This window comes from Scopulibacillus darangshiensis (genome assembly GCF_004341035.1).
Lineage (GTDB): Bacteria > Bacillota > Bacilli > Bacillales > Sporolactobacillaceae > Scopulibacillus > Scopulibacillus darangshiensis.
Window position 1 is genome coordinate 40414 of record NZ_SLXK01000024.1, and the last position, 21905, is coordinate 62318.

Sequence of the window (21905 nt, forward strand, 5' to 3'; positions counted from 1 at the left end):
GATCTTGTTGATTTAAGCCGTTTTATGGTGTATATGTTAGTTTATAAATTAATTTACTTAACTAATAAACTAACAGGAGGTAACTCAAATGTTCAAAAGATGTTTGCCATTTATTCTCTTTTTTGTCGTCTGTTTTTGTTTTAGTTTTACTTTAAAAGCATTTGCAGATGACCTAAATGAACCCGAATGGAACAATAACCCCGAGATTTTTCAAGTAAACAGGGAACCGGCACATGCGACTATGATCCCTTATAACAAGCTGAAGCCGGCGCTTGAAAATGATAAAAAACAATCAAAAAATGTTAAATCCCTCAATGGCCAATGGTTTTTTAAATGGTCGAAAAACCCCGCCAGCAGACCAACGAATTTTTATAAGGACAGCTATGATGTGTCCAAGTGGAACAAAATAAAGGTGCCGAGCAATTGGCAGATCGAAGGCTATGGTGACCCAATTTATCTTAATGTACAATATCCGTGGATAGGCTATGAAAATCCGAAACCGCCTAAGGCGCCTACAGCCTATAACCCTGTAGGTTCATATAAAAGGACATTTACGGTCTCGGGAAATTGGAAAGATAAAGAAACGTATCTCTCTTTTCAGGGAGTCAAAAGTGCCTTTTACCTGTGGGTTAACGGCCAAAAAGTAGGCTACAGCGAGGATAGTTATACACCGGCAGAATTTGATATTTCAAATTACCTTCATAAGGGGAAAAATACCGTTTCCGTTGAAGTTTACCGGTGGTCAGACGGCAGCTGGCTTGAAGATCAGGATATGATTGATCTCAGCGGTATTTTCCGTGACGTCTATCTATATTCAACACCGAAAACACACATACAGGACTTTAAGGTGACGACTGATTTAGACGATCAGTATAAAAATGCTGATTTGAACGTAAATGTAAATCTTGCAAAGTCTACTGAGGGCGGAAAAGACGTTAAACGGGTCGAAGCGATGCTCTATGATGATCATAATCACGCCGTTTTAAAAAGGCCTATAAAGATGCCGATTTCTTTCGGCAATAATCAAAAACTTTCCGTTAAGGGTGAACAGCTTATGAAAGACCCGAAGAAATGGTCGGCTGAGCATCCCAATCTTTATACTGTCGTTTTAAAGCTAGTGGATAAGTCAGGAAAAGCCATTGAATATGAAAGCACCAAGGTTGGCTTTCGGGAATTTGATTTAAAAGACGGGCAAATGATGATCAATGGCAAGCCTATTGTTTTTAAAGGGGTTAACCGCCATGAAACGGATCCTTACGATGGACAAGCTGTAAGTGAGAAAAGAATGATTCAAGACATCAAGCTAATGAAGAAATTCAACATCAATGCGGTTAGAACATCACATTATCCAAACAATCCGAAGTGGCTTGAACTGTGTGATGAATATGGCCTTTACGTCATTGATGAAGCTAATCTTGAGTCTCATGGCGTCAGAAATACAGTGCCAGCCAGTGATCCAGAGTGGACCGCGGCTTCTATCGACAGGCTGCAAAGCATGGTTGAGAGAGATAAAAACCATCCATCTGTATTGATCTGGTCCTTGGGCAATGAAGCAGGGCGCGGCACCAACTTCAAGAAGATGGCGGATTGGGCCCGTCAACATGACCCGACACGATTAGTTCATTATGAAGGCGACAGCCGCTGGGCTGACATGGAAAGCTGGATGTATCCGACAGTCTCTTCAGTTGAGGACTACGGGAAATCCGGTAACGATAAACCGCTCGTATTGGTCGAGTACGCCCACGCGATGGGGAACAGTGTCGGAAATTTAAAAGAATACTGGGATGTCATTGACAAGTACCTTAATCTGCAAGGCGGATTCATTTGGGACTGGGTAGAACAGGCGATATGGCGCCCCATACCTGGTGAGAAAACAGGCGGCTACTTCTCATTTGGCGGCGATTGGCATGACAATTATCCAAATGACGATAACTTTGAGGCCAATGGTCTTGTCTTTCCTGACAGAAAGATACAACCCGAGCTTTATGAAGTAAAAAAGGTATATCAAAACATTAAGGTTAAGCCGAAAGATTTGCTCCATGGTAAGGTGAATATTACTAACCAATTTTTATTCACAAATCTTAATGAATATGACGCCACGTGGACATTAAAGCAAGATGACAAAGTTGTACAAAAAGGCAAGTTAGCAGGTCTTAATGTTGCGCCGTCATCAAGCAAAAATATTACAGTGCCGATAAAAGAACCTAAATTAAAATCGGGTGCTGAATATTGGCTGGACATTAACTTTTCCCTTAAAAAGGATACAAAGTGGGCATCAAAAGGACATAATGTGGCCGGGGCTCAGTTCAAGGTTCCTTATAAAGTACCTGAAGCAATTGCAGGAACCCTTTCAAAAGATGACAAAGTTAAAGTTCAGCAAGATAACGATAAGGTAACAGTGACCGGACAAACATTTAAAATCGGTTTTGATAAACAAAAAGGAACACTTTCATCTTTCCGTTACAAAGGCGATGACTTAATTAAAACCGGTCCAGTGCCAAACTTCTGGCGGGCTCCTACGGATAATGACAAGGGAAATGGCATGCCCGAAAGAACCGGCACCTGGAGAGATGCAGGCAAGAATATGATGGTTAAGGATGTTACTGTCAATAAAATAGGGGACAAAGCCGTAAAAATTACAGTTGATGGAAGCCTCCCTACCACTCAGGCATCTGATTACTCTGTGGCTTATACTATTTTCGGCAATGGCTGCGTCCATGTTGAAAACACCCTTGATCCTGGTCCGGGACTGCCTGAAATTCCAAAGGTCGGTACAACACTTACCTTGCCAAAAGAATTCGACCGAATAACTTGGTATGGAAGAGGCCCGCAGGAGACATATTGGGACCGAAAAACCGGAGCAAAAGTCGGTGTCTTCCGCAGCAATGTCGATGATTTCTTCGTACCGTATCTCGAGCCACAGGAAACGGGAAACCGGACGGATGTCCGCTGGCTGACGATGACCAATGAAAATGGAAAAGGTCTGATGGCGATCGGAATGCCGCTCATCAACTTCAGTGCGATTCATTATACAGAAGGGGATTTAGAGCAGGCCCATCACCCCTATGAGATTCCAGAAAGTGACCAAGTCGTCCTGGATCTAGACTACAAACAAATGGGTGTTGGCGGTGACAATAGCTGGGGGATGAGAACACACCCGGAATATACGCTATATGCAGATAAAACATATTCTTACAGTTATGAATTAGAGCCATTTGATAAACATGCAGGATCGCCAATGTCTGTTAGCAAACATGTTTTTAAATAATCTTCACCACCAAAAAGAACAGGGCATCAGCCCTGTTCTTTTTCTGCGCGTTTATCAGCTTGTTCGGCCCGTTCTAATGCTTCTTGATCATCGGTATCTAGTGTTTGTGTGTATTCGACATCCTCATTCTTAGCAATATGGTCCTGCGGTGATCTTTTTCTGTCCATAATAACGTAGCGTCCTCCTTAGGATTTCTTGCTGTTCTGGTAGGCGTTGTCTGCTCTTTTAAATTCTCTTTGGTAAAGAACGGACTGTGTCTTCCTTAACTTGCCCTGCTTTGTAGCGGAATCACGCTTTGAAGCCATGAACTATCACTCCTTTCAACCTATGGTTTCCAAGGAGCGGGTGATTTAATCACAAAAGGATGCCCGGGAAATTCCCCTGGGCATCCTCATACATTATGCTTCTTTCAATTCGTCGATTTTGGCTGTATACAGCTGGATTCTTTGCTGGTGCTGCAGATAATGTTCTCTCGTCACAACAAAGAGATGATTTGACGTGCCATTTCCGTTTACTGCATTGTATACATCAGGATAAAAATCATCAGCTAATTTAACATAAGGAATTTTTAATGCCGCTTTTTGTGAGCGGAGATTTGTTTTTCGGATTTTCATGAAAATGGTTTTGATGTCTCTTTCATAAAACAGCTCGGAAAAGAATGCTTCCTTTGCTTTTTGATTATAGCCCACGCCAAAATAAGGCTTTCCTAGCCAGGTCCCCAAAAATCCGGCACCATCATCAATATCATATAAGGTAATCGTCCCAATTGGCTGGCTCCACTCATCGATGATCGTCCTTGAAATAACATTGTTCGCCTCCTCGGCTTCGATAATCTGCTTCGTCTTGAACAGATACTCTTCAGCCGTCGAAGCTTTTTCCCTGACAAAAGGAAATACGTCCGGATCACGCATCAAATCAAACAAGGCGCCACATTCATAAAGGTCACGCTTCTTTAACACCTGTCATACCTCCAGATGAGCATTTGAACGCTCGGGTGAATGTCATATCCTTTTTACGGGGTGGGAATCGAACCCACTAGAACCAGAGAAAAACTGGTGGCGCAGCCAATTGCCTTCCCATATGAAATTGGAATTAGTATAGCCGATTTTTTAATAAAAGAAAATAGGCTATTTTTATTTTTCTCTATAAAAAGTGAATGCAAATTTTGTTAAGGGTGTTATAAACTTATGTCATTTATTTGTAATTTTTATTTATCTTTTTTTAATAGATCCATCAAAGCTTCTTCAAGCTCGGGATACTTAAAGACAAAGCCATTTTCCAGCGCTTTCTCGGGAATGACCTTTTGCCCCTTTAACACAAGGGTGCTCATTTCCCCTAAAGCAAGGTTTAAGACAAAGGAGGGGACAGGCAGAAAGTGCGGCCTCTTCATCACCCGCCCAATTGTTTTGCCGAACGTTTTCATCGTAACGGGATGTGGTGCTGTGACGTTGACAGGGCTGTTGACATGTTCGCTCGCAATGACGAAAGCGATCAATCTGATAAGATCTTCAATATGGACCCACGACACCCATTGGCTGCCTGAACCCACCGTCCCGCCGGCAAACATTTTATAAGGCAAAATCATCCGCGGCAGCGCGCCATCCTCCCGTCCAAGCACTAGGCCAAATCGTGTGCAGACAGTTCTAATGCCGAAATGTTCAGCTTTCATCGCTTCATCCTCCCAGCGGTAGACAACATCAGCAAGGAAATCGCCGTTCTCGTAACTTGCGCTTTCGGTAAATGCCGCGGTTTCTGATGTGCCATAGAATCCGACAGCTGAAGCGTTGATCAAAACGCGGGGTTTAATGGGCATTAGAGATATGAGTTCAATGAGTGTTGCTGTCGCCTTTAAACGGCTCTGCATAATGTCTTCCTTCTTCTTATCTGTCCAGCGTCCGCTATTGATGGACGTCCCCGCGAGATTAACGGCTGCGTCAATCGGCGGAAGCTGATCAAGCGGTGAGCTGCCTTCCTTCAGCCATTGAATGTAATATATGTTGTCCTTTTTATTGGTTTGAATCCGCTGTCTTGTTAAAATAAAGACATCATCGCCTTGTTTGGCAAAGTATGCGCACAACGCTTGTCCTACAAACCCGGTACCTCCCGTAATTAAGATATTCAAGAGAATCGCTCCTTATTTTTGTAAATAACTATGATATGATGATGAAAAGGTGATCACATGTATAAACTATCGAAAATTCAAGTAAATGATAGAAAAAAGGGCTACTTTTTCATTGACCTCGAAGAGAGCGCCGGCAGCACTATTACCTTAGAGGTTCATGAGGATGTTCTTGTCGTCCATGCATTAAGGAAGGGTATGGAATTGACACAGGATCAATTTGAAAGTATTAAATCTGAAGAAAACCAAATTAAAATCTATCATCTAGCAATAAACTATTTATCTTATCGTATGCGCACGAAGCAGGAAATGGAAGAGTATTTAATGAAAAAAGGCTTTCAGCGAGGGGAGATTCATCCTTTAATAGAGAGATTGCTGAAGGAGAAGCTGTTAGATGACCGGGCCTTCGCTGAGGCTTTTGTCAGGACACGGATACGTCTTACAACGAAAGGGCCCAATCTTATTTTAAGAGAATTGGACAAAGCGGGGGTGCGCGAGGATGATGCTTCCAGCGCAATAAGCAGTTACTCATTTGACGCCCAGCTTGACAATGCAAGCAAATATTTAAAGAAGAAAGCATCAGCGGGAAAGGCAAAGCGGTCTTCCGCGGAAGAACACAATCGCTTAAGCAGATTGTTGATGCAGCGCGGGTATAACACAAATGTTATTAAGCCAGTATTAACAGGCATCTCTCCTCAAACCGAAGAAGATGAGTGGAAGGCATTGGAAAAACATGGAGAAAAAGCCGCGAGAAAATTCGCGCGGCATAATGGCAGAGAGTTTGAGCAAAAGGTCAAACAATATCTTTACCGAAAGGGATTTCCATTCCCTATGATCGATGCTTTTGTTGCAGAGCTGAGGGAGGAAGAATAGAACATTCCTATAATTCCCTTAGCTCTTCTTTATTGACATGGATGTCATCCCGGCCATCATCATGCCTGAAAATATAAGCTGCGACCGCCTCGGGTGACGCGAGTTTTTCCGGATTTTCAATATGATCTGTTTCATCCCAAAAGGGTGTGTTCATGCCGCCCATATATGCACTCACTACAGAGAGGTTTTCCTCCTCAGACCATTCCGACTTAAGGCTTTCTGAAAATCCGCGGACTGCAAATTTTGTTGCGCAATAGACCGCTTCATTCCTTTTACCTTTTAACCCTGCAGTAGAAATGATGTTTAATATCTTTCCTTGGCCTTTTTTGTGAAAATACGGTGTAAAGGACTGTGTCATCATGATCGTTCCTTTAATGTTGGTATCGATCATAACCCCAATCTCATCCTCCGTCATGCTTTCGAATGGTCCAAAAAAGCCTATACCGGCATTGTTAATCAACATGTCAATTTCAAAGGTAGCCGTTAGTTCGCCAGCCGCAGCTTTAATGTCGTTTGAATCGGTAATATCACATGTTTTAATCACCGTCTCGATGCCCTTATCTGTTAATTCCTTCTGCACAGCTTTCAATTTCTCTTCATTTCGTCCTAGTAAAATCGGCTGCAAGCCGCTGCTGCCGTATTCAAAGGCGAGAGTCCGTCCAAGCCCGGAACCGCCACCGGTAATCACTATATATGACATATAGATCCCTGCTTTCTTTTAGTAAATTTTTACGTTTTGCTCTTATACTCATATCCCTTATAATAGTATTGGTATATTTAACAGGGGGCAAGTCCAAATGGAAAAGCGATTTAGTGACATGAGTGAATATGAGTTAAAGCAGGCTATTGCTGAATTTAATGAAAAAGCGAAGAAAGCTGAGCAAATGGGGATTGTTAACGAATTCGCTGTCTATGAACGAAAAGCGATGATGGCGAAAGCGTATTTATTGAACCCTGCTGATTTTAAGCCGGATGAAATATACGAAATCGGCAATAATCCCGATGAACTTTTTAAAATTTCTTATATGAACGGAACGTTTGCCTGGGGCTGGCGGGGAGATTCTAATGAGCTTGAAGCGTTTCCTATTTCAATGTTAGGGAAAAAAAGGGAAGGGCGGAATTAAGCTCTTCCTTTTGATGGGAAGAGCTTTTTCCTAAGCTTTTCCTCACTATAAACCCATCCCGTAAAGGAACTGATGATCTCTTTGTTATCTTCATCAAGCCATACTGCGGCAACAAATGGATAATGGCTTTTCGATAGATAACGTAAATCAGTGAACCTGACCTCATATCCGCCTTCAAAAGGATTAATCTGCCAGCGGTATATAGGAGAAAACGAGAGAAATGCCTTGAGGTTTTTGTCCTTTTTTGCCAGGTTGATCACATCTGTATCCGGTACGGGAATCCGTTCGAAGGTATCAATGATGCTGATCGCCCCGCCCAAAACCTCACCCACGTAATAAAAGTCAATGGCTTTGACAGCCAAATGATATTTTGACCAATGCATCGTCGGCGAAAGAAACACATCAAGTGTATCGGGAAGAATCGCCTTCACTCTTTTAACAACTTTATGATGGTGATAGATACGCCATAAATAATAGATAAACAATACGATATAGATAACAGTAAATGTAAAGCCGGGGTGACCAAATAAAAACCAGACGGCAAACCCAATGATATGGATAACAAAAATAAACGGATCAAAGATATTTATGATGCCGAGCGCCACCCATCGATAGGAAATTGGGCGAACTGCCTGCGTGCCGTAAGCATTAAAGATATCAACAAAGACATGCAAAAAGACGCCAATAAATGTCCATAATCCGACATGCACAACATTTGCCTCATGATTAAATGGCATGATCAGCGCAATTATCAGTATTGGCCAAAGAAAGGTTGCCGGAATGGAATGTGTTACACCTCGGTGGTGTCTAATATATATGGCATTGTTCTTTAACTTCAATACAGTATCGATATCAGGAATTAATGAACCAGCCATAGTTCCAAAAAGGATGGCATGTGTTGTTGCTGGGTTTTGCGTGACAACAGGATCAAGAGTGGCAAGTCCTGCAAGCCCCAGCCCCATAACAACGTGTGTACCGGTATCCATGGTATGTACAGCTCCTTTTTTAAAAAGCCTTGTTAACATTATACATTATGAATGGGCTGGCATTTACGGGCGCCTAAATGAAAAATAATGACAAAACAGGAGGTCGTTCATTGATGAACAAAATTGAATATTCTCTTGATACGAGACAATTAAGCAGTGATATCGTTCAGTGGTTTCACGATAATAAAAGAGATTTGCCTTGGAGACAGTCAGAGGACCCCTACCATATATGGATCTCCGAAGTCATGCTTCAGCAAACACAAGTTGATACAGTTATTCCCTACTATAATACATTTGTCAGCCGCTTTCCGACACTAAATGATTTAGCTTATGCAGATGAAGAAACGGTTTTAAAAACATGGGAGGGCCTTGGCTATTATTCCCGTGCCCGCAACCTGCAAAAAGGTGTAAGGGAAGTCGTCGAGACATACGGCAGCAAGGTACCTGATAATAAAAAAGATATCCTTTCGATTAAAGGCATCGGACCATATACTGCCGGGGCTGTGCTTAGCATCGCTTACCATCAGCCGGAACCGGCAGTCGATGGCAATGTCATGCGTGTCCTGTCAAGAGTTCTATTAATTGATGACGATATCGCAAAAGCCCGTACGAGGCTTTTATTTGAGAATATCATTTACGATCTGATTCCCGAAACAGACCCTTCAGGATTTAACCAAGGCTTAATGGAAATCGGAGCGCTCGTTTGCAAACCCAAACAGCCAAAATGTGATGTCTGCCCCATCGCTGCACACTGCTTGGCCAATGAAGAGGGCGCACAGCTTGAATATCCTGTTAAGAAAAAAAAGACACCGCCCAAACCACTATATTTTGCTGTTGTTGTCCCGCAGGATCAACATCAGCGGGTTTTGATCCAAAAGCGGCCTGACAAAGGGCTGCTCGCTAATTTATGGGAATTCCCTATGATTTCTGTGGAACCCGAACAAGACAATTTAGATGGTATTATAGAATGCGAAATGAAAAATCGCTATAACATCATAGTCAAACCTAAGGATATAGAGACAACTGTTACACATATATTTTCCCACATTAAGTGGCACCTAAACGTGTACACCGCTGATATCAGTACAGTTGGGGAAGATGGAGAGACATATCGCTGGGTTAAGGAGGCAGCTTTAGACAGCTTTCCTTTTCCAGTGTCGCACCAAAAAGTCATGAAATATATCAAGGCTAATTAGGAGGATGTGAGGCGGAGCGAAAACCGCCTCACATTCCTATGCTTTGTGTATCCCGCCCCGCGACTCAATTTCTTCGACAACATCCTGACGAATTTGGACGCCTTCACTGTTCAAATACGGTGTCATCTGCTTCAAGCATTCATGAAAGTAAGCGAGTTCATTGGTATGCCAATCAGTAACCGACATCATCGACAACTCGGTAAAATCCCTTCCACTGTACATTTTTGAACCACCTTTAAAATAAAATTTGAGCTTATTTTATCCCAGTTGGCGGGAAATTAATTGGGCCAAATTTTTTTACATAAAAATTTTTAACGTGGTTACATTAATAGTCGTGGAGGTGATACTCATGGGAAAGCAACCAAAAGCGTCTAAAACTAACGCTCAACAAGTTAGACAACAAAACGCTCAAGCTGCTGGTAAAAACATGGCTGGCCAACAAGCTGGTCAAGCTGGCCAATTCGGTGCAGAATTTGGCAGCGAAACTGATGCACAGCAAGTGCGTCAGAAGAACCAACAATCACAACAAAAGAAAAGCCAAAACCAACAGTAACTTCACCTTGCACGAATGGACTCCTTATCAAATCTGATAAGGAGTCTTTACTAATTTTACTTTCGCCTAACATGAGATTTGTAATGAAGAACCGAAATGTGGTACATGTTATAAAAGAACTTTTGCAACAAAGCATCGAATTCATTTAATTCTTATCCGCTTACAGTTATAATCTTAGTTAATGAACAATTTCCTTTGAAAGGGGAACGGACAATGCGTTTTCCTCGTGTCGGTCAAAATATTCAAATTCAAAGTTACAAACATGATGGCTCACTTCACCGTGTATGGGAATCAACGACGGTGCTTAAGGGGACAGCCAAAACGATTATCGGAGCGAATGATCAAACCGTCGTCAGTGAGTCGGATGGCCGCCAGTGGCGGACAAAAGAACCGGCGATTACTTATTTCAGCACAAAAGAATGGTTCAATATTATTTGTATGATCCGGAAAGATGGGATCCATTATTATTGCAATCTAGGTTCTCCTGTTACCTGGGATGAGGAGGCATTGAAATATATCGATTATGACCTTGATATAAAGGTGTTTCCAGATATGTCATATAAGCTTCTTGATGAGGATGAATATTCACTTCACAAGCGAAGAATGAACTATCCTAAGAAGCTGGATAATATTTTGAAAAACCATGTTCAAGAATTAATAGACTGGATTCAGGAGCGAAAAGGTCCGTTTGATAAAAAGTTTGTGGATAAGTGGTATAAAGTATATAAAAGGGTTAGAAGATAGGTGATGCTTTCTGGAAAGTATTAAACGCTATATGGTTTTTGTCAAACCGTATACGAAGCAAATTGTTATTACCGTTTTTATCGGTATTCTTAAGTTTGGAATCCCATTATTATTACCTTTAATTCTCAAATATGTCATTGATGATATCATTAATACGTCATTATCGGATACTGAAAAGCTGAAAAGGCTTCTCTATGTTATTGGAGGCGCTTTTTTTATTTTTGTAGTGCTCAGACCGCCGATCGAATATTACCGGCAATACTTTGCTCAATGGACGGGCAACAAAATTTTATATGATATTCGCGACCGGCTCTTTGCCCATTTGCAGAAGCTTAGTCTCCGTTATTATTCCAATACCAAGGCCGGAGAGATTATTTCAAGGGTAATAAATGATGTTGAACAGACAAAGGCATTTGTCATGACAGGGCTAATGAACATCTGGCTTGATATGATCACGATTTTAATTGCCCTTTTGATCATGTTTTGGATGAACTGGATTCTGGCCTTAATTTCCATCGTGATGTTCCCGTTTTACGGCATTGCCATTAAGGTCTTTTATGCGCGTTTACGAAAATTGACACGCAATCGCTCACAGGCACTAGCAGAGGTTCAAGGGCATTTGCATGAAAGGGTTCAAGGGATGAATGTTATTAAGAGCTTTGCGATTGAGGATGTTGAACAAGAACGTTTTGCCAAACGCAATCATAACTTTCTTAACAGGGCCTTGGATCACACCGCATGGAATGCCAAGACCTTTGCGATTGTCAATACGATGACCGATGTCGCGCCGCTCCTCGTCATTGGGGTGGGGGCTTATCTTGTCATCGTCGGCAATATAACTGAAATTGGGACGATTGTCGCCTTTTTCGGATATATGGAAAGACTTTACGGTCCGTTAAGAAGGCTCGTGAATTCATCAACAACCTTAACCCAGGCGATTGCCTCGATGGACCGTGTCTTTGAATTTATGGATGAAGGCTATGATATCGAAGACCGGGCAGATGCCAAACCATTAAATAAAGTAGAGGGTCATGTTCATTTCCGGGATGTTACCTTTTATTACGATGGTGAAGAATACCCAGCGTTATCACATATTAATTTGGATGTTCAACCTGGGGAAACTGTGGCGTTTGTCGGTATGAGCGGCGGCGGGAAGTCAACCCTTGTTAGTCTTATCCCGCGCTTTTTCGATGTGTCAGACGGCGGGATCATCTTAGATGGCCACGACATCCGTGAATTCGAGGTCAGAAGCTTAAGGGATAAGATTGGCATGGTGCTGCAGGACACTATTTTATTTAGTGATTCGGTGAAAAATAATATCAAAATGGGCCGTCCTGATGCGACGGATGATGAAGTGATTGAAGCGGCGAAGGCAGCCAATGCCCATGGTTTTATAATGGAGCTTTCAAAAGGCTACGATACACAGGTTGGCGAACGAGGCGTTAAGTTATCAGGCGGGCAAAAGCAGCGAATTTCAATCGCTAGAGTCTTTCTGAAGAATCCGCCGCTTTTGGTTCTGGATGAAGCAACCTCAGCGCTAGATTTGGAAAGCGAGCATCTGATCCAAGAGGCTTTGGACCAATTGGCAAGGGACAGGACAACCTTCATCATCGCCCACAGGCTGTCAACGATCACCCATGCCGACCGCATCGTCGTCATCGAGCGTGGCCAGATCACAGAAATCGGCAATCATCAAGAATTGATGGCACGGCAAGGGAGCTATTATAATCTGTTCCAGGTTCAGCAGCTGGAGGAATAGGTTAAATTAATCTAAGAGAGGGCATGCGCCCTCTCTTTTTGCGTTCTATATAATATTGCAATAATGTAATGTAAAATTTAAAAACAAATAATTGTTTCGAATTAATTAAAAATTAAGTGGTCAATAATCACCGTTTCATGTAAAATTTAAAATGGAAGCGGATTCAAAAAGATATTATTCCGTTGGATCTTACAACATGGGGGGTGATGAAAGTGACAGATCCGGTATTAGATGTTAAAGGCCTTAAAACATATTTTTTCACAGACGATGGACAAGTGCCAGCTGTTGACGGCATTGACTTTCATGTGAAAGAAGGAGAAATACTTGGGATTGTCGGGGAGTCGGGATGCGGCAAAAGCGTTACGTCTCTGTCGGTCATGGGATTATTGCCATCGCCGCCGGGCAAAGTCGTTGACGGCAAGATCCTCTACAATGGTGAAGATATTACTTATGCCTCAGAGTCAAGAATGCGGCAAATTCGCGGCAATGACATCGCGATGATATTTCAAGAGCCGATGACATCGCTCAACCCCGTCTTTACGATTGGGAGTCAATTAATCGAGGCGATTCGAATTCATCGAAAATGTTCCAAAAAGCAAGCGAGAGCCCGTGCAATTGATTTACTCAAACTGGTAGGGCTGCCGCGTGCTGATGAGCTGGTCGATGAATTCCCCCACCAATTATCAGGCGGTATGCGCCAGCGTGTGATGATCGCCATGGCCATGGCATGCGATCCTAAAGTACTTATTGCGGATGAACCTACAACCGCCTTGGATGTCACCATTCAGGCGCAAATCCTTGACCTTATGTTAAAGCTGAACAGAGAGACTAAGACGGCCATCATTATCATTACTCACGATCTTGGGGTTGTGGCGCAAATGTGCCAAAGGCTTGTGGTGATGTACGCCGGTAAGGTTGTAGAAGAGGGAACAGTTAAAGACATCTACAATAATCCAAAACATCCTTATACAAAGGGACTTATTCAATCTGTTCCAGATATGCGGGAGAAGAAGCAGCGGCTTTATTCTATTAAAGGAAGCGTGCCAAAACCTGGCTCTATCAAAAAAGGATGTCAATTTGCACCGCGATGTGAGTATGTCATGACTGATTGTTTGGAGCAGGAACCGCAGCTAACAGGCAATGAACATCTTGTTCGCTGTCTGTTATATAGGGAATAGAAAGGAGTCAGTCATGGGTGAATCATTATTAAAAGTGAACGATCTCAAAAAGCATTTTCCAATTGAGGGAGGCGTCTTAGGAAGAACTTTAGGCCATGTCAAAGCTGTCGACGGTGTCAGCTTCGCCATAGAAAAAGGTGAAACCCTCGGCTTAGTTGGTGAAAGCGGCTGCGGGAAATCGACAACAGGCCGAATGCTCTTAAGGCTGATAGAACCTAGTGCCGGCCGTATCGTATTTGCAGGAAAAGACATGACGAAGCTTGCCAAATCTGAGCTTAGAGAGTTGCGTAAGGATATTCAAATGATATTCCAGGACCCTTTTGCATCGCTCAACCCACGCCATACAGTGGGAAGAATCATTGAGGAGCCGATGATTGTCCATAAGCTCGGGGGTAAGAAAGAACGCAAAAAACGGGTGAGGGAATTGCTTGAAGTTGTTGGCTTGAGCAGCTATCATGCCAAGCGCTACCCGCATCAATTCAGCGGCGGGCAGCGGCAAAGAATCGGCATCGCCAGAGCGCTTGCCGTTAAACCCAAGCTTATCGTCGCTGATGAGCCTGTTTCCGCACTTGATGTGTCCGTCCAATCACAGGTTTTGAACCTTCTTCAGGATCTTCAAGAACAGTTTGGACTAACCTTTTTATTCATAGCACATGATTTAAGTGTTGTCCGCCATTTTAGTGACCGTGTGGGAGTCATGTATCTGGGCAGAATCGTTGAACTCGGTGCGAGCAAAGAGCTATATGAAGATCCAAAACATCCTTATACACAAGCGCTGCTTTCAGCTGTGCCGGTGCCTGACCCTAATTATCAGAATGAAAAGATCATTTTGTCCGGTGATGTGCCGAGCCCATCCAATCCGCCCAGCGGCTGTACATTCCATAACCGCTGTCCGATGGCAATGGACCATTGCAAAACGAAGGTGCCCGAATTAAAAGAACTTGAAGACGGACGCTTGACAGCTTGTCATTTATATTAATGAAAAGAGGGGGATTTATGTGAAAAAGATCCTATTAATGGCTTTATCTATTGTATTTATATTATCAATTGCCTTGACGGGATGCTCTTCGAATGAAAGCAGTTCCGGATCTGGCGGCAGCAAAAAACAAACGACTCTAGTATTTGGCCGCGGGGCTGATTCGACATCATTGGATCCCGCCGTTGTCACCGATGGCGAATCTTTTAAAGTTACAAAAAACATTTACGACACCCTTGTGGAATACAAAGGGCAAACAACTGATGTCGGTCCGGGTTTAGCGGAAAGCTGGGATATTTCAGATGATGGCTTAACCTATACCTTCCATCTCCGCGACGGGGTAAAATTCCATGACGGTACAGATTTTAATGCAAAAGCTGTTGTATTTAACTTTGACCGCTGGATGACCGGAAAGAAATCAGGGAAATTTGCTTATTATCCTTCAATGTTCGGCGGCTTTAAAGGTGATAAAGGCCACATTATTGAAAGCGTTACGGCAAAGGATGACAGCACGGTCGTGTTTAAACTGAAAAGACCGTCAGCACCTTTTTTGAAAGACCTTGCGATGTCACCTTTTGCCATTGCCAGCCCTACAGCTGTCAAAAAATACGGAAAGGATTATGGCCGGAAGGCTGCGGTCGGAACTGGTCCATTTAAATTTAAAGATTGGAAATCAAAAGACACCATTACGCTAGTAAAAAATGATGATTACTGGAGAAAAGGACAGCCAAAGCTTAATAAGGTTATTTTTAAGGTTATTCCTGATAACACCGCACGTTTAAATGCTCTTAAAAATGGTGAGATCGATTTAATGGATGGCGTAAACCCAAGTGATATTGAAAGCCTTAAAAACAATAAAGATCTAGAACTCTTCTACCGTCCGCCAATGAACGTCGGATATCTCGGCTTTAATGTAGAAAAAGAACCATTTAATAAAAAGAAGGTTCGTCAAGCGCTTAATCATGCGATAAATAAAAAAGCACTGATTGACTCATTCTTTGCGGGGGCGGGTGAACCGGCAAAGAACCCGATGCCGTCTAACATAGCCGGTTACAATGATGATATTAAGCCTTACGACTTCGACCTGAAAAAGGCGAAAAAATTACTTGCCGAAGCAGGTTACCCAAACGGTTTTAAAACTGAACTTTGGACGATGCCGAACCCTAGACCTTATATGCCTGCACCGCAAAAAATAGCCGAGGCTATCCAGGCTAACTTTAAGAAAATCGGTGTTGACGCCAAGATCGTTACCATGGAATGGTCAACCTATCTCGAAAAAGTGTCAAAAGGTGAATCGCCAATGTTCTTGTTAGGCTGGACTGGAGATAATGGTGATGCCGATAACTTCTTGTACACACTGCTTGACAAAGATGCTATCGGAAGCAATAACTATTCACGATATGCTAATGACAAAGTCCATGAACTGCTTATTAAAGCCCAATCTGAAACGGATGAAAATAAACGGAACGAGCTCTATAAGAAAGCGCAAGTCATTATTCATGAGGATGCGCCATGGGTTCCACTGGTTCACTCAAAGCCAGCATTAGTCGGCAAAAAGTCGATTGAAGGCTTTAAGCCTCACCCAACAGGATCAGATAAACTTAACACTGTCTATTTCAAATAAGAAAAGCTAAATGAAGGAAAGGGTATATCCTTATACCCTTTCCATTTTCGCTAAACAAGTTTCTACATAAATCGAGGTGAGTCATCATGCTTTCTTACGCAACACGCCGTGTACTTATGCTTATACCTGTTCTATTCGGTATGTCTCTTATCGTGTTCTCTATTATTAGATTAATACCCGGAGACCCGGCACAGACCATCTTAGGGACCAAAGCAACACAGGAAGCGATTCAAAGCCTCCATCATGCTCTAGGTTTGGACAAACCATGGTTCGTACAATATGTGAGTTACCTTAAAGATCTTTTGACAGGGGATTTCGGAACATCGATAAGAACAAATGCCCCGATAAGTCAAGAAATATGGCCGCATCTTGCAGCAACGATGGAATTGTCTTTTGTTGCAATGATCATTGCTATCTTTTTCGGTATTAATGCTGGTATCATCAGCGCATGGAAGCAAAATTCCATCTTTGATTTTACAGCGATGGTTATTGCATTAATAGGTGTGTCAATGCCTGTCTTTTGGCTTGGCTTATTGGAGCAATGGGGGTTTTCTCTAGAACTGCACTGGCTGCCATCTATCGGCCGCGATAATATTCGTAATGCCGTCAATCCCATTACACACTTTTTTCTTATAGATACTTTGTTGCAAGGAAGGTTTGATCAGTTTTGGGTGGTTATCAAGCACCTAATCCTGCCAAGCGTAGCTCTAGCAACAATTCCAATGGCCATCATTGCGAGAATGACCCGTTCAAGCATGCTTGAAGTGATGAGATCCGACTATATTAGAACAGCTAGAGCTAAAGGGCAAAGAATGTTTTGGATCGTCTACAAGCATTCATTAAAAAACGCTTTTATTCCGATTTTAACGGTTATTGGTTTGCAGACTGGTCTTCTTCTCGGAGGGGCGATCCTAACTGAAACGATCTTTGGCTGGCCAGGGATCGGACGCTACGTCTATAATGCGATCCAATATCGCGATTATCCAGTCATCCAATCTGGTATTCTTGTTATCGCCTTTTTCTTTGTCATGATCAATTTAATTGTCGATATTCTATATGCCGTTTTTGATCCCCGTATTAAATACCGTTAAGGAGGAGGTTAGCAAATGCTTGAAACAGCAACAAATAAACCACCAGTTGATCCACAAATAGAAGAGGAAAAATCAACTCCTTTGTTTTCCGAAGTCTGGAAAAGCTTTAGAAAGAACAAGCTGGCATTGATTGGTGCCTTAATTGTCATTTTTCTTATCCTCTTAGCTTTTACTGCAAGTTTTTTTGCACCCGAAGGTATTAATGAACAAAAGCTGAGCATGCGCCTTCAGCCGCCCTCTGCGGATCATTGGTTTGGGACCGATGATTTTGGCAGGGATATCTTAAGCAGGGTCATGTACGGTGCCAGAATTTCATTGCGGGTTGGCTTTATCGCGGTTATGGGATCTATTATCATTGGGACGCTGCTCGGGATTTTAGCCGGCTATTATGGAAAAGTTGTGGATATGATTATATCTCGTATCTTTGATATTCTTTTAGCGTTTCCAAGTATTTTACTAGCCATTGCCATCGTTGCTATTCTTGGTCCGTCTTTAAGAAATGCGCTCATTGCGATTGCCATAGTTAACGTGCCAAACTTTGGCCGGCTGATCCGATCCAAAGTGTTGAGTCTTAAGGAAGAGGAATACGTGGTGGCTGCTAAATCAATTGGCATGAAGGACTCAAGAATCCTTTTTCACCATATTTTGCCTAACAGCCTAGCGCCTATTATTGTTCAAGGCACCCTAAGTATTGCGACAGCGATACTTGAAGCTGCGGCATTAGGTTTCCTAGGAATGGGCGCACAGGCTCCCGAACCGGAATGGGGGAGAATGCTGTCTGATTCACGGGAATATATTCAAGATGCCCCGTGGACAGTTATCTTTCCGGGTGTAGCGATTATGCTGACAGTGCTTGGATTTAACCTGCTAGGCGATGGTCTGCGCGACGCTTTAGACCCGCGAATGAAGCATTAAAGAGATCATATTGCACGAGGCCACTGAATAAGTCCTTTCTAAAGTAGGCGCTGTAAACTTGGTTGTTGATTTCCGTTGCAGGCACTCGCTTTCCGCGGGCAACGCTTCAGCCTCCTCGGAAGAAAAACACTTCCTGCGGGGTCTTCAGCTGTTGCTTTTCCCGCAGGAGTCTCGTGCCTTCCACTCCAATCAACCGAGTGGTAAAATCATATAACATCCTTAGTGTATAAAAGGCATAATTCCTCACTTTTTTGAGGGAATTATGCCTTATTTCTTGAATAATCAAATTCAAGTGGGTGGGTAACATGATTCGGCAACAACAATAACTTCCATTAAGTGCTTATATGGGTATTTATGATTTAGCCGTTCCAAAGGATAACTTTTTGCGAAAAATAAACGAAATCGTTGATTTTTCTTTTGTCTATGATGAACTTAAACGACCACCTGCTAAAGCAGGTGGATTTGGACATAAGTTTGCACAAGCGCCTTTTTTGTTACTCTGGTTTTTCCTCGACAAAATTAACTTTATTCTCCTTTTTATGAAAGGTTTGGAAGCCTTCAACAAGTTGGTCAAGATGTTCAATATTTTGACTATAGGATATAATCGAACCAATTAATGGGAAAAAGGTCAACCAGTTGGATTCCTCTGAGTTATATTTACGGTAATTTTCAATAAAGGAATCCGTAATTTTCCCCTTATATTCACAATACCCTTTGGTATGCTCCTCATGGTGCTCACTGCGGATTTTTCCGTTAAATTTTAAGAGAACGCGCTCATGGTAAGTCATCAAGCCTTCCAAACGATCTTGAAGCGTTTTTTTAAAGCTATCTGGAAGCTGATGGAAGGCATTTTCATTACGATCGAGTGCTCTTAGAATATCATGTAGCTTTTTCGTTGCTGTAATCATTTGCCGAAAAATAACCGCTTTGCGGTACTTGGCAAACCTGTGTTTTTTTAAATAATTGCGTTCTTCCTTATACCAATGATAATAATTATCGATTTTCAATCTATTTTTATCAAAGATTGTCAATTCATCTTTGATCTTCGTGTGTTCAGAAGCATGATGACTGAGAAGTCGAATCCATTTAAAAAGCTCAGTCGATTGATCTAAAATTGTATAATAGAGTTTATTCTCATATTTTGGCGGCAGCAGGACAAGGTTCACAAATGTTGCTGATAACACACCAATGAGAACAAGGAGGACACGTTCGATGGCAAACATCGTAAAATCGCCGTGAGGCGGGGTTCCTGCCATAATGACTATCACGGTGACCATTGTCAGCGTAAGGGTAGAATGCAGACCTAATCGAATTTGGATCACAATAACGATAATAACCGCAAGCCCGATAATAAATGGATTGGAACCAATGAATGATACAAAAAGCATGGCTATTATTGCACCGATAATGTTGCCTTGCACATTATCAATCATCGTTCGAATCGAACGGTGAACAGATGGCTGAGTAGCAACCGCCGCAGCGATGCCGCTCATCGTTAAAGGCGTTAAATGAAAAAACATTGAAACAAATAGTGCGAGTGTTACTGCTAATCCCGTTTTTAGACTTCGGGCACCGAGTCTCATTTGTATAATTATCCCCTTTTTATGATGTAAATCTTTAGTTCGCCACTGACTATACAATGCTTAGTCTAGAAAAGCAATAGTTAGAACCCCATTTATTAAAGTCTGCATATACTGACTCTTTCAAAACCCTTTATCTTCAAGTAAGTTGTGAAAAGGCAACATCAACGGCTTTCAACGTTTCCTCAATATCAGATTCCCCATGCTCCGTTGTTATAAACCAGGCTTCATATTTCGATGGTGCTAAATTAATTCCTTGATTAAGCATTAGCTTGAAGAACCTTCCAAACAGGTCGCCATCTGTTCCTTTTGCACCATCATAGTCTTTTACTGCATGATCTGAGAAATAGAGTGTCATAGCACCTTTTAACCTATTGATGGTGATCGGCAGCTTATATTTTTCATTAATTTTAAGGATGCCATTTTCTAATTGTTTTCCAAGCCCATCGAGCTTATCGTAGACACCTGGCTGCTTAAGAACCTCAAGGCAGGCGATGCCGCTTACCATAGATAGGGGGTTACCTGCCATTGTACCTGCCTGATATGCAGGTCCCAGAGGAGCTACTTGTTCCATAATGGCCTTTTTCCCGCCATATGCACCGATAGGCAAACCTCCGCCAATGATCTTGCCCATTGCGGTCATATCCGGCTCCACACCAAGCAGATTTTGGGCACCGCCATACATGAAGCGGAAGGCTGTAATGACTTCATCATAAATGACTAATGACCCGGCATCATGGGCAGTCTCGTTGACTGCTTCCAAAAAGCCATCTTCAGGCATAACAATCCCGAAGTTCCCAACAATTGGCTCGACTAGTACACAAGCAATGTCATCACCCCACATAGTCATTGCTTCCCTGAAGGCTGTGACATCATTAAAAGGAATCGTAATCACTTCGTCCGCTGTGTTTTGTGTTACACCAGCCGAGTCAGGCGAACCAAGTGTTGACGGCCCCGAACCCGCAGCGACAAGAACAAGGTCAAAGTGTCCGTGGTAGCAGCCGGCAAACTTTATTATTTTACTTCGTCCGGTAAAGGCGCGTGCAACCCTGATAGTTGTCATCACGGCTTCGGTGCCTGAATTAACAAATCGGACTTTTTCAAGGGATGGCATGGCATCTTTAAGCATTTCCGCAAATGTGATTTCAAGTGATGTCGGTGTCCCATATAAGACGCCTTTTTCTGCAGCGTCCTGAATCGCTTTCGTGATATGAGGGTGGGCATGTCCTGTGATGATTGGTCCGTATGCCGCGAGATAATCTATGTACTTGTTGCCATCCTCATCCCAAAAGTAGGGGCCTTTAGCCTTTTTCATAAATACAGGTGCCCCGCCGCCAACCGCCTTAAATGATCTGGACGGGCTGTTAACGCCGCCGACAATATGTTGTTCGGCTTCTTTATATAGTTTTTCTGATACTGTAAATTGTTTCATTGGATATCGCCCTTTCACAAAGTATTAAAGTGCCGGCTATATGCCGGCACTTTTAAAAGTAATAATACTATTAGTATCTAATATTTGAAGGAATTTCACAAGGCGTGGAAGAGTGGGCTCGGCTTTTTCACCAAATTCATTTTCCATAAGCTCAGCCATTTCTTCCACAGTATATTGGCCATTGCAATGGTCTAAAACAAACAACCCCAAATCATCAAGCTTAAATCGATTTTCCTTTGGCTGTTTAAAGACTATGATGTGGAATTGGAAATTGAAGAGCGTTATTTTAAGTTTTGATATCAGTGAAGAAAATAGTTCATAAATGAAGGAATGACGTCATAATCTGTGAAGCGACACAAAAGCATTTACAGAAGCGAATAATATGGTATGATAATCATAGAAAAATCGGATTGAAACAAAAAAGGGACCGCAGGGAGGCACCCCCGCGGCAAGATACAATGGCAAAACCTCTTTTAGAGGTGAGCTC

At 42.4% G+C, this 21905-nt stretch carries 22 protein-coding genes; 12 read left to right on the forward strand and 10 right to left on the reverse strand.

Translation table 11 applies throughout. The features are described from left to right. Positions 1-88 precede the first annotated feature (88 nt). On the forward strand, positions 89-3268 hold the full coding sequence (gene lacZ, locus EV207_RS14985; protein WP_132746964.1) for a beta-galactosidase, LacZ type: 3180 nt from the start codon (positions 89-91) through the stop codon (positions 3266-3268). Between the two features lie 26 nt (positions 3269-3294). Here the strand turns inward: lacZ and EV207_RS14990 are convergent, their stop codons facing one another. The 4 genes from EV207_RS14990 to EV207_RS15005 form a co-directional block, all read right to left on the reverse strand. Next, positions 3295-3435 carry a YfhD family protein gene (locus tag EV207_RS14990; RefSeq protein WP_132746965.1) on the reverse strand — a complete coding sequence of 47 codons (141 nt, stop codon included), beginning with the start codon at positions 3433-3435 and terminating at the stop codon, positions 3295-3297. Between the two features lie 18 nt (positions 3436-3453). Further along, positions 3454-3573 carry a YfhE family protein gene (locus EV207_RS14995; RefSeq protein ID WP_132746966.1) on the reverse strand — a complete coding sequence of 40 codons (120 nt, stop codon included), beginning with the start codon at positions 3571-3573 and terminating at the stop codon, positions 3454-3456. A gap of 93 nt (positions 3574-3666) precedes the next feature. Further along, positions 3667-4227, reverse strand: a complete 561-nt coding sequence (locus tag EV207_RS15000; RefSeq protein WP_132746967.1) for a GNAT family N-acetyltransferase — start codon at positions 4225-4227, stop codon at positions 3667-3669. 248 nt (positions 4228-4475) lie between these two features. Further along, complete coding sequence (locus EV207_RS15005; RefSeq protein ID WP_132746968.1) at positions 4476-5390, reverse strand: TIGR01777 family oxidoreductase; 915 nt, start codon at positions 5388-5390, stop codon at positions 4476-4478. A gap of 57 nt (positions 5391-5447) precedes the next feature. Here EV207_RS15005 and EV207_RS15010 point away from each other — a divergent pair, with 57 nt between their 5' ends. Continuing rightward, a complete protein-coding gene (locus tag EV207_RS15010; RefSeq protein ID WP_132746969.1) occupies positions 5448-6260 on the forward strand; it encodes a RecX family transcriptional regulator in 813 nt (270 codons plus the stop codon). A 7-nt stretch (positions 6261-6267) separates the two neighbouring features. Here EV207_RS15010 and EV207_RS15015 read toward each other — a convergent pair whose 3' ends face one another. Beyond that, positions 6268-6960 (reverse strand): SDR family NAD(P)-dependent oxidoreductase, encoded by a 693-nt coding sequence (locus EV207_RS15015; protein WP_132746970.1) that lies wholly within the window; start codon positions 6958-6960, stop codon positions 6268-6270. 97 nt (positions 6961-7057) lie between these two features. Between EV207_RS15015 and EV207_RS15020 the strand changes: the two genes are divergently transcribed. Further along, complete coding sequence (locus EV207_RS15020) at positions 7058-7384, forward strand: YfhH family protein (RefSeq protein ID WP_132746971.1); 327 nt, start codon at positions 7058-7060, stop codon at positions 7382-7384. Here the strand turns inward: EV207_RS15020 and EV207_RS15025 are convergent. Then, positions 7381-8370 carry a metal-dependent hydrolase gene (locus EV207_RS15025; protein WP_132746972.1) on the reverse strand — a complete coding sequence of 330 codons (990 nt, stop codon included), beginning with the start codon at positions 8368-8370 and terminating at the stop codon, positions 7381-7383. The genes EV207_RS15020 and EV207_RS15025 overlap by 4 nt on opposite strands. A gap of 113 nt (positions 8371-8483) precedes the next feature. Between EV207_RS15025 and mutY the strand changes: the two genes are divergently transcribed. Then, a complete protein-coding gene (mutY, locus tag EV207_RS15030; RefSeq protein WP_132746973.1) occupies positions 8484-9566 on the forward strand; it encodes an A/G-specific adenine glycosylase in 1083 nt (360 codons plus the stop codon). A gap of 36 nt (positions 9567-9602) precedes the next feature. Here the strand turns inward: mutY and EV207_RS15035 are convergent, their stop codons facing one another. Next, positions 9603-9788, reverse strand: a complete 186-nt coding sequence (locus EV207_RS15035) for a hypothetical protein (protein WP_132746974.1) — start codon at positions 9786-9788, stop codon at positions 9603-9605. Positions 9789-9915: 127 nt separating this feature from the next. Here EV207_RS15035 and EV207_RS15040 point away from each other — a divergent pair, with 127 nt between their 5' ends. The 8 genes from EV207_RS15040 to nikC all read left to right on the forward strand — a co-directional run bounded on the left by EV207_RS15040 (position 9916) and on the right by nikC (position 18406). Beyond that, the gene (locus EV207_RS15040; protein ID WP_132746975.1) at positions 9916-10119 is read left to right on the forward strand and encodes a gamma-type small acid-soluble spore protein; all 204 of its coding nucleotides are present in this window, start codon (positions 9916-9918) and stop codon (positions 10117-10119) included. A 213-nt stretch (positions 10120-10332) separates the two neighbouring features. Beyond that, positions 10333-10863, forward strand: coding sequence for a nucleoside tri-diphosphate phosphatase (gene ntdP / locus EV207_RS15045; protein ID WP_132746976.1), 531 nt, complete (start codon positions 10333-10335; stop codon positions 10861-10863). 31 nt (positions 10864-10894) lie between these two features. After that, positions 10895-12622, forward strand: coding sequence for an ABC transporter ATP-binding protein (locus tag EV207_RS15050; protein ID WP_207902960.1), 1728 nt, complete (start codon positions 10895-10897; stop codon positions 12620-12622). A gap of 206 nt (positions 12623-12828) precedes the next feature. Continuing rightward, on the forward strand, positions 12829-13800 hold the full coding sequence (locus EV207_RS15055) for an ABC transporter ATP-binding protein (protein WP_207902961.1): 972 nt from the start codon (positions 12829-12831) through the stop codon (positions 13798-13800). A gap of 13 nt (positions 13801-13813) precedes the next feature. Continuing rightward, a complete protein-coding gene (locus EV207_RS15060) occupies positions 13814-14779 on the forward strand; it encodes an ABC transporter ATP-binding protein (RefSeq protein WP_132746979.1) in 966 nt (321 codons plus the stop codon). A 37-nt stretch (positions 14780-14816) separates the two neighbouring features. Beyond that, complete coding sequence (locus tag EV207_RS15065) at positions 14817-16400, forward strand: ABC transporter substrate-binding protein (protein ID WP_132746999.1); 1584 nt, start codon at positions 14817-14819, stop codon at positions 16398-16400. Between the two features lie 86 nt (positions 16401-16486). Next, positions 16487-17491, forward strand: a complete 1005-nt coding sequence (locus tag EV207_RS15070; protein WP_132746980.1) for an ABC transporter permease — start codon at positions 16487-16489, stop codon at positions 17489-17491. 15 nt (positions 17492-17506) lie between these two features. Beyond that, positions 17507-18406, forward strand: coding sequence for a nickel transporter permease (nikC, locus tag EV207_RS15075; protein ID WP_132746981.1), 900 nt, complete (start codon positions 17507-17509; stop codon positions 18404-18406). Between the two features lie 494 nt (positions 18407-18900). On the opposite strand, the gene EV207_RS15080 is transcribed toward nikC, so the two are convergent. From EV207_RS15080 to EV207_RS23930, 3 genes are all read right to left on the reverse strand, one after another. Next, positions 18901-19989: an FUSC family protein gene (locus EV207_RS15080; RefSeq protein ID WP_132746982.1), complete on the reverse strand. Its 1089-nt coding sequence runs from the start codon at positions 19987-19989 to the stop codon at positions 18901-18903. Between the two features lie 136 nt (positions 19990-20125). Beyond that, entirely contained in the window at positions 20126-21418 is a 1293-nt protein-coding gene (locus tag EV207_RS15085; RefSeq protein WP_132746983.1) for a glutamate-1-semialdehyde 2,1-aminomutase, read from the reverse strand. Positions 21419-21454: 36 nt separating this feature from the next. Next, complete coding sequence (locus EV207_RS23930) at positions 21455-21742, reverse strand: PqqD family protein (RefSeq protein ID WP_132747000.1); 288 nt, start codon at positions 21740-21742, stop codon at positions 21455-21457. Positions 21743-21905: the final 163 nt, after the last annotated feature.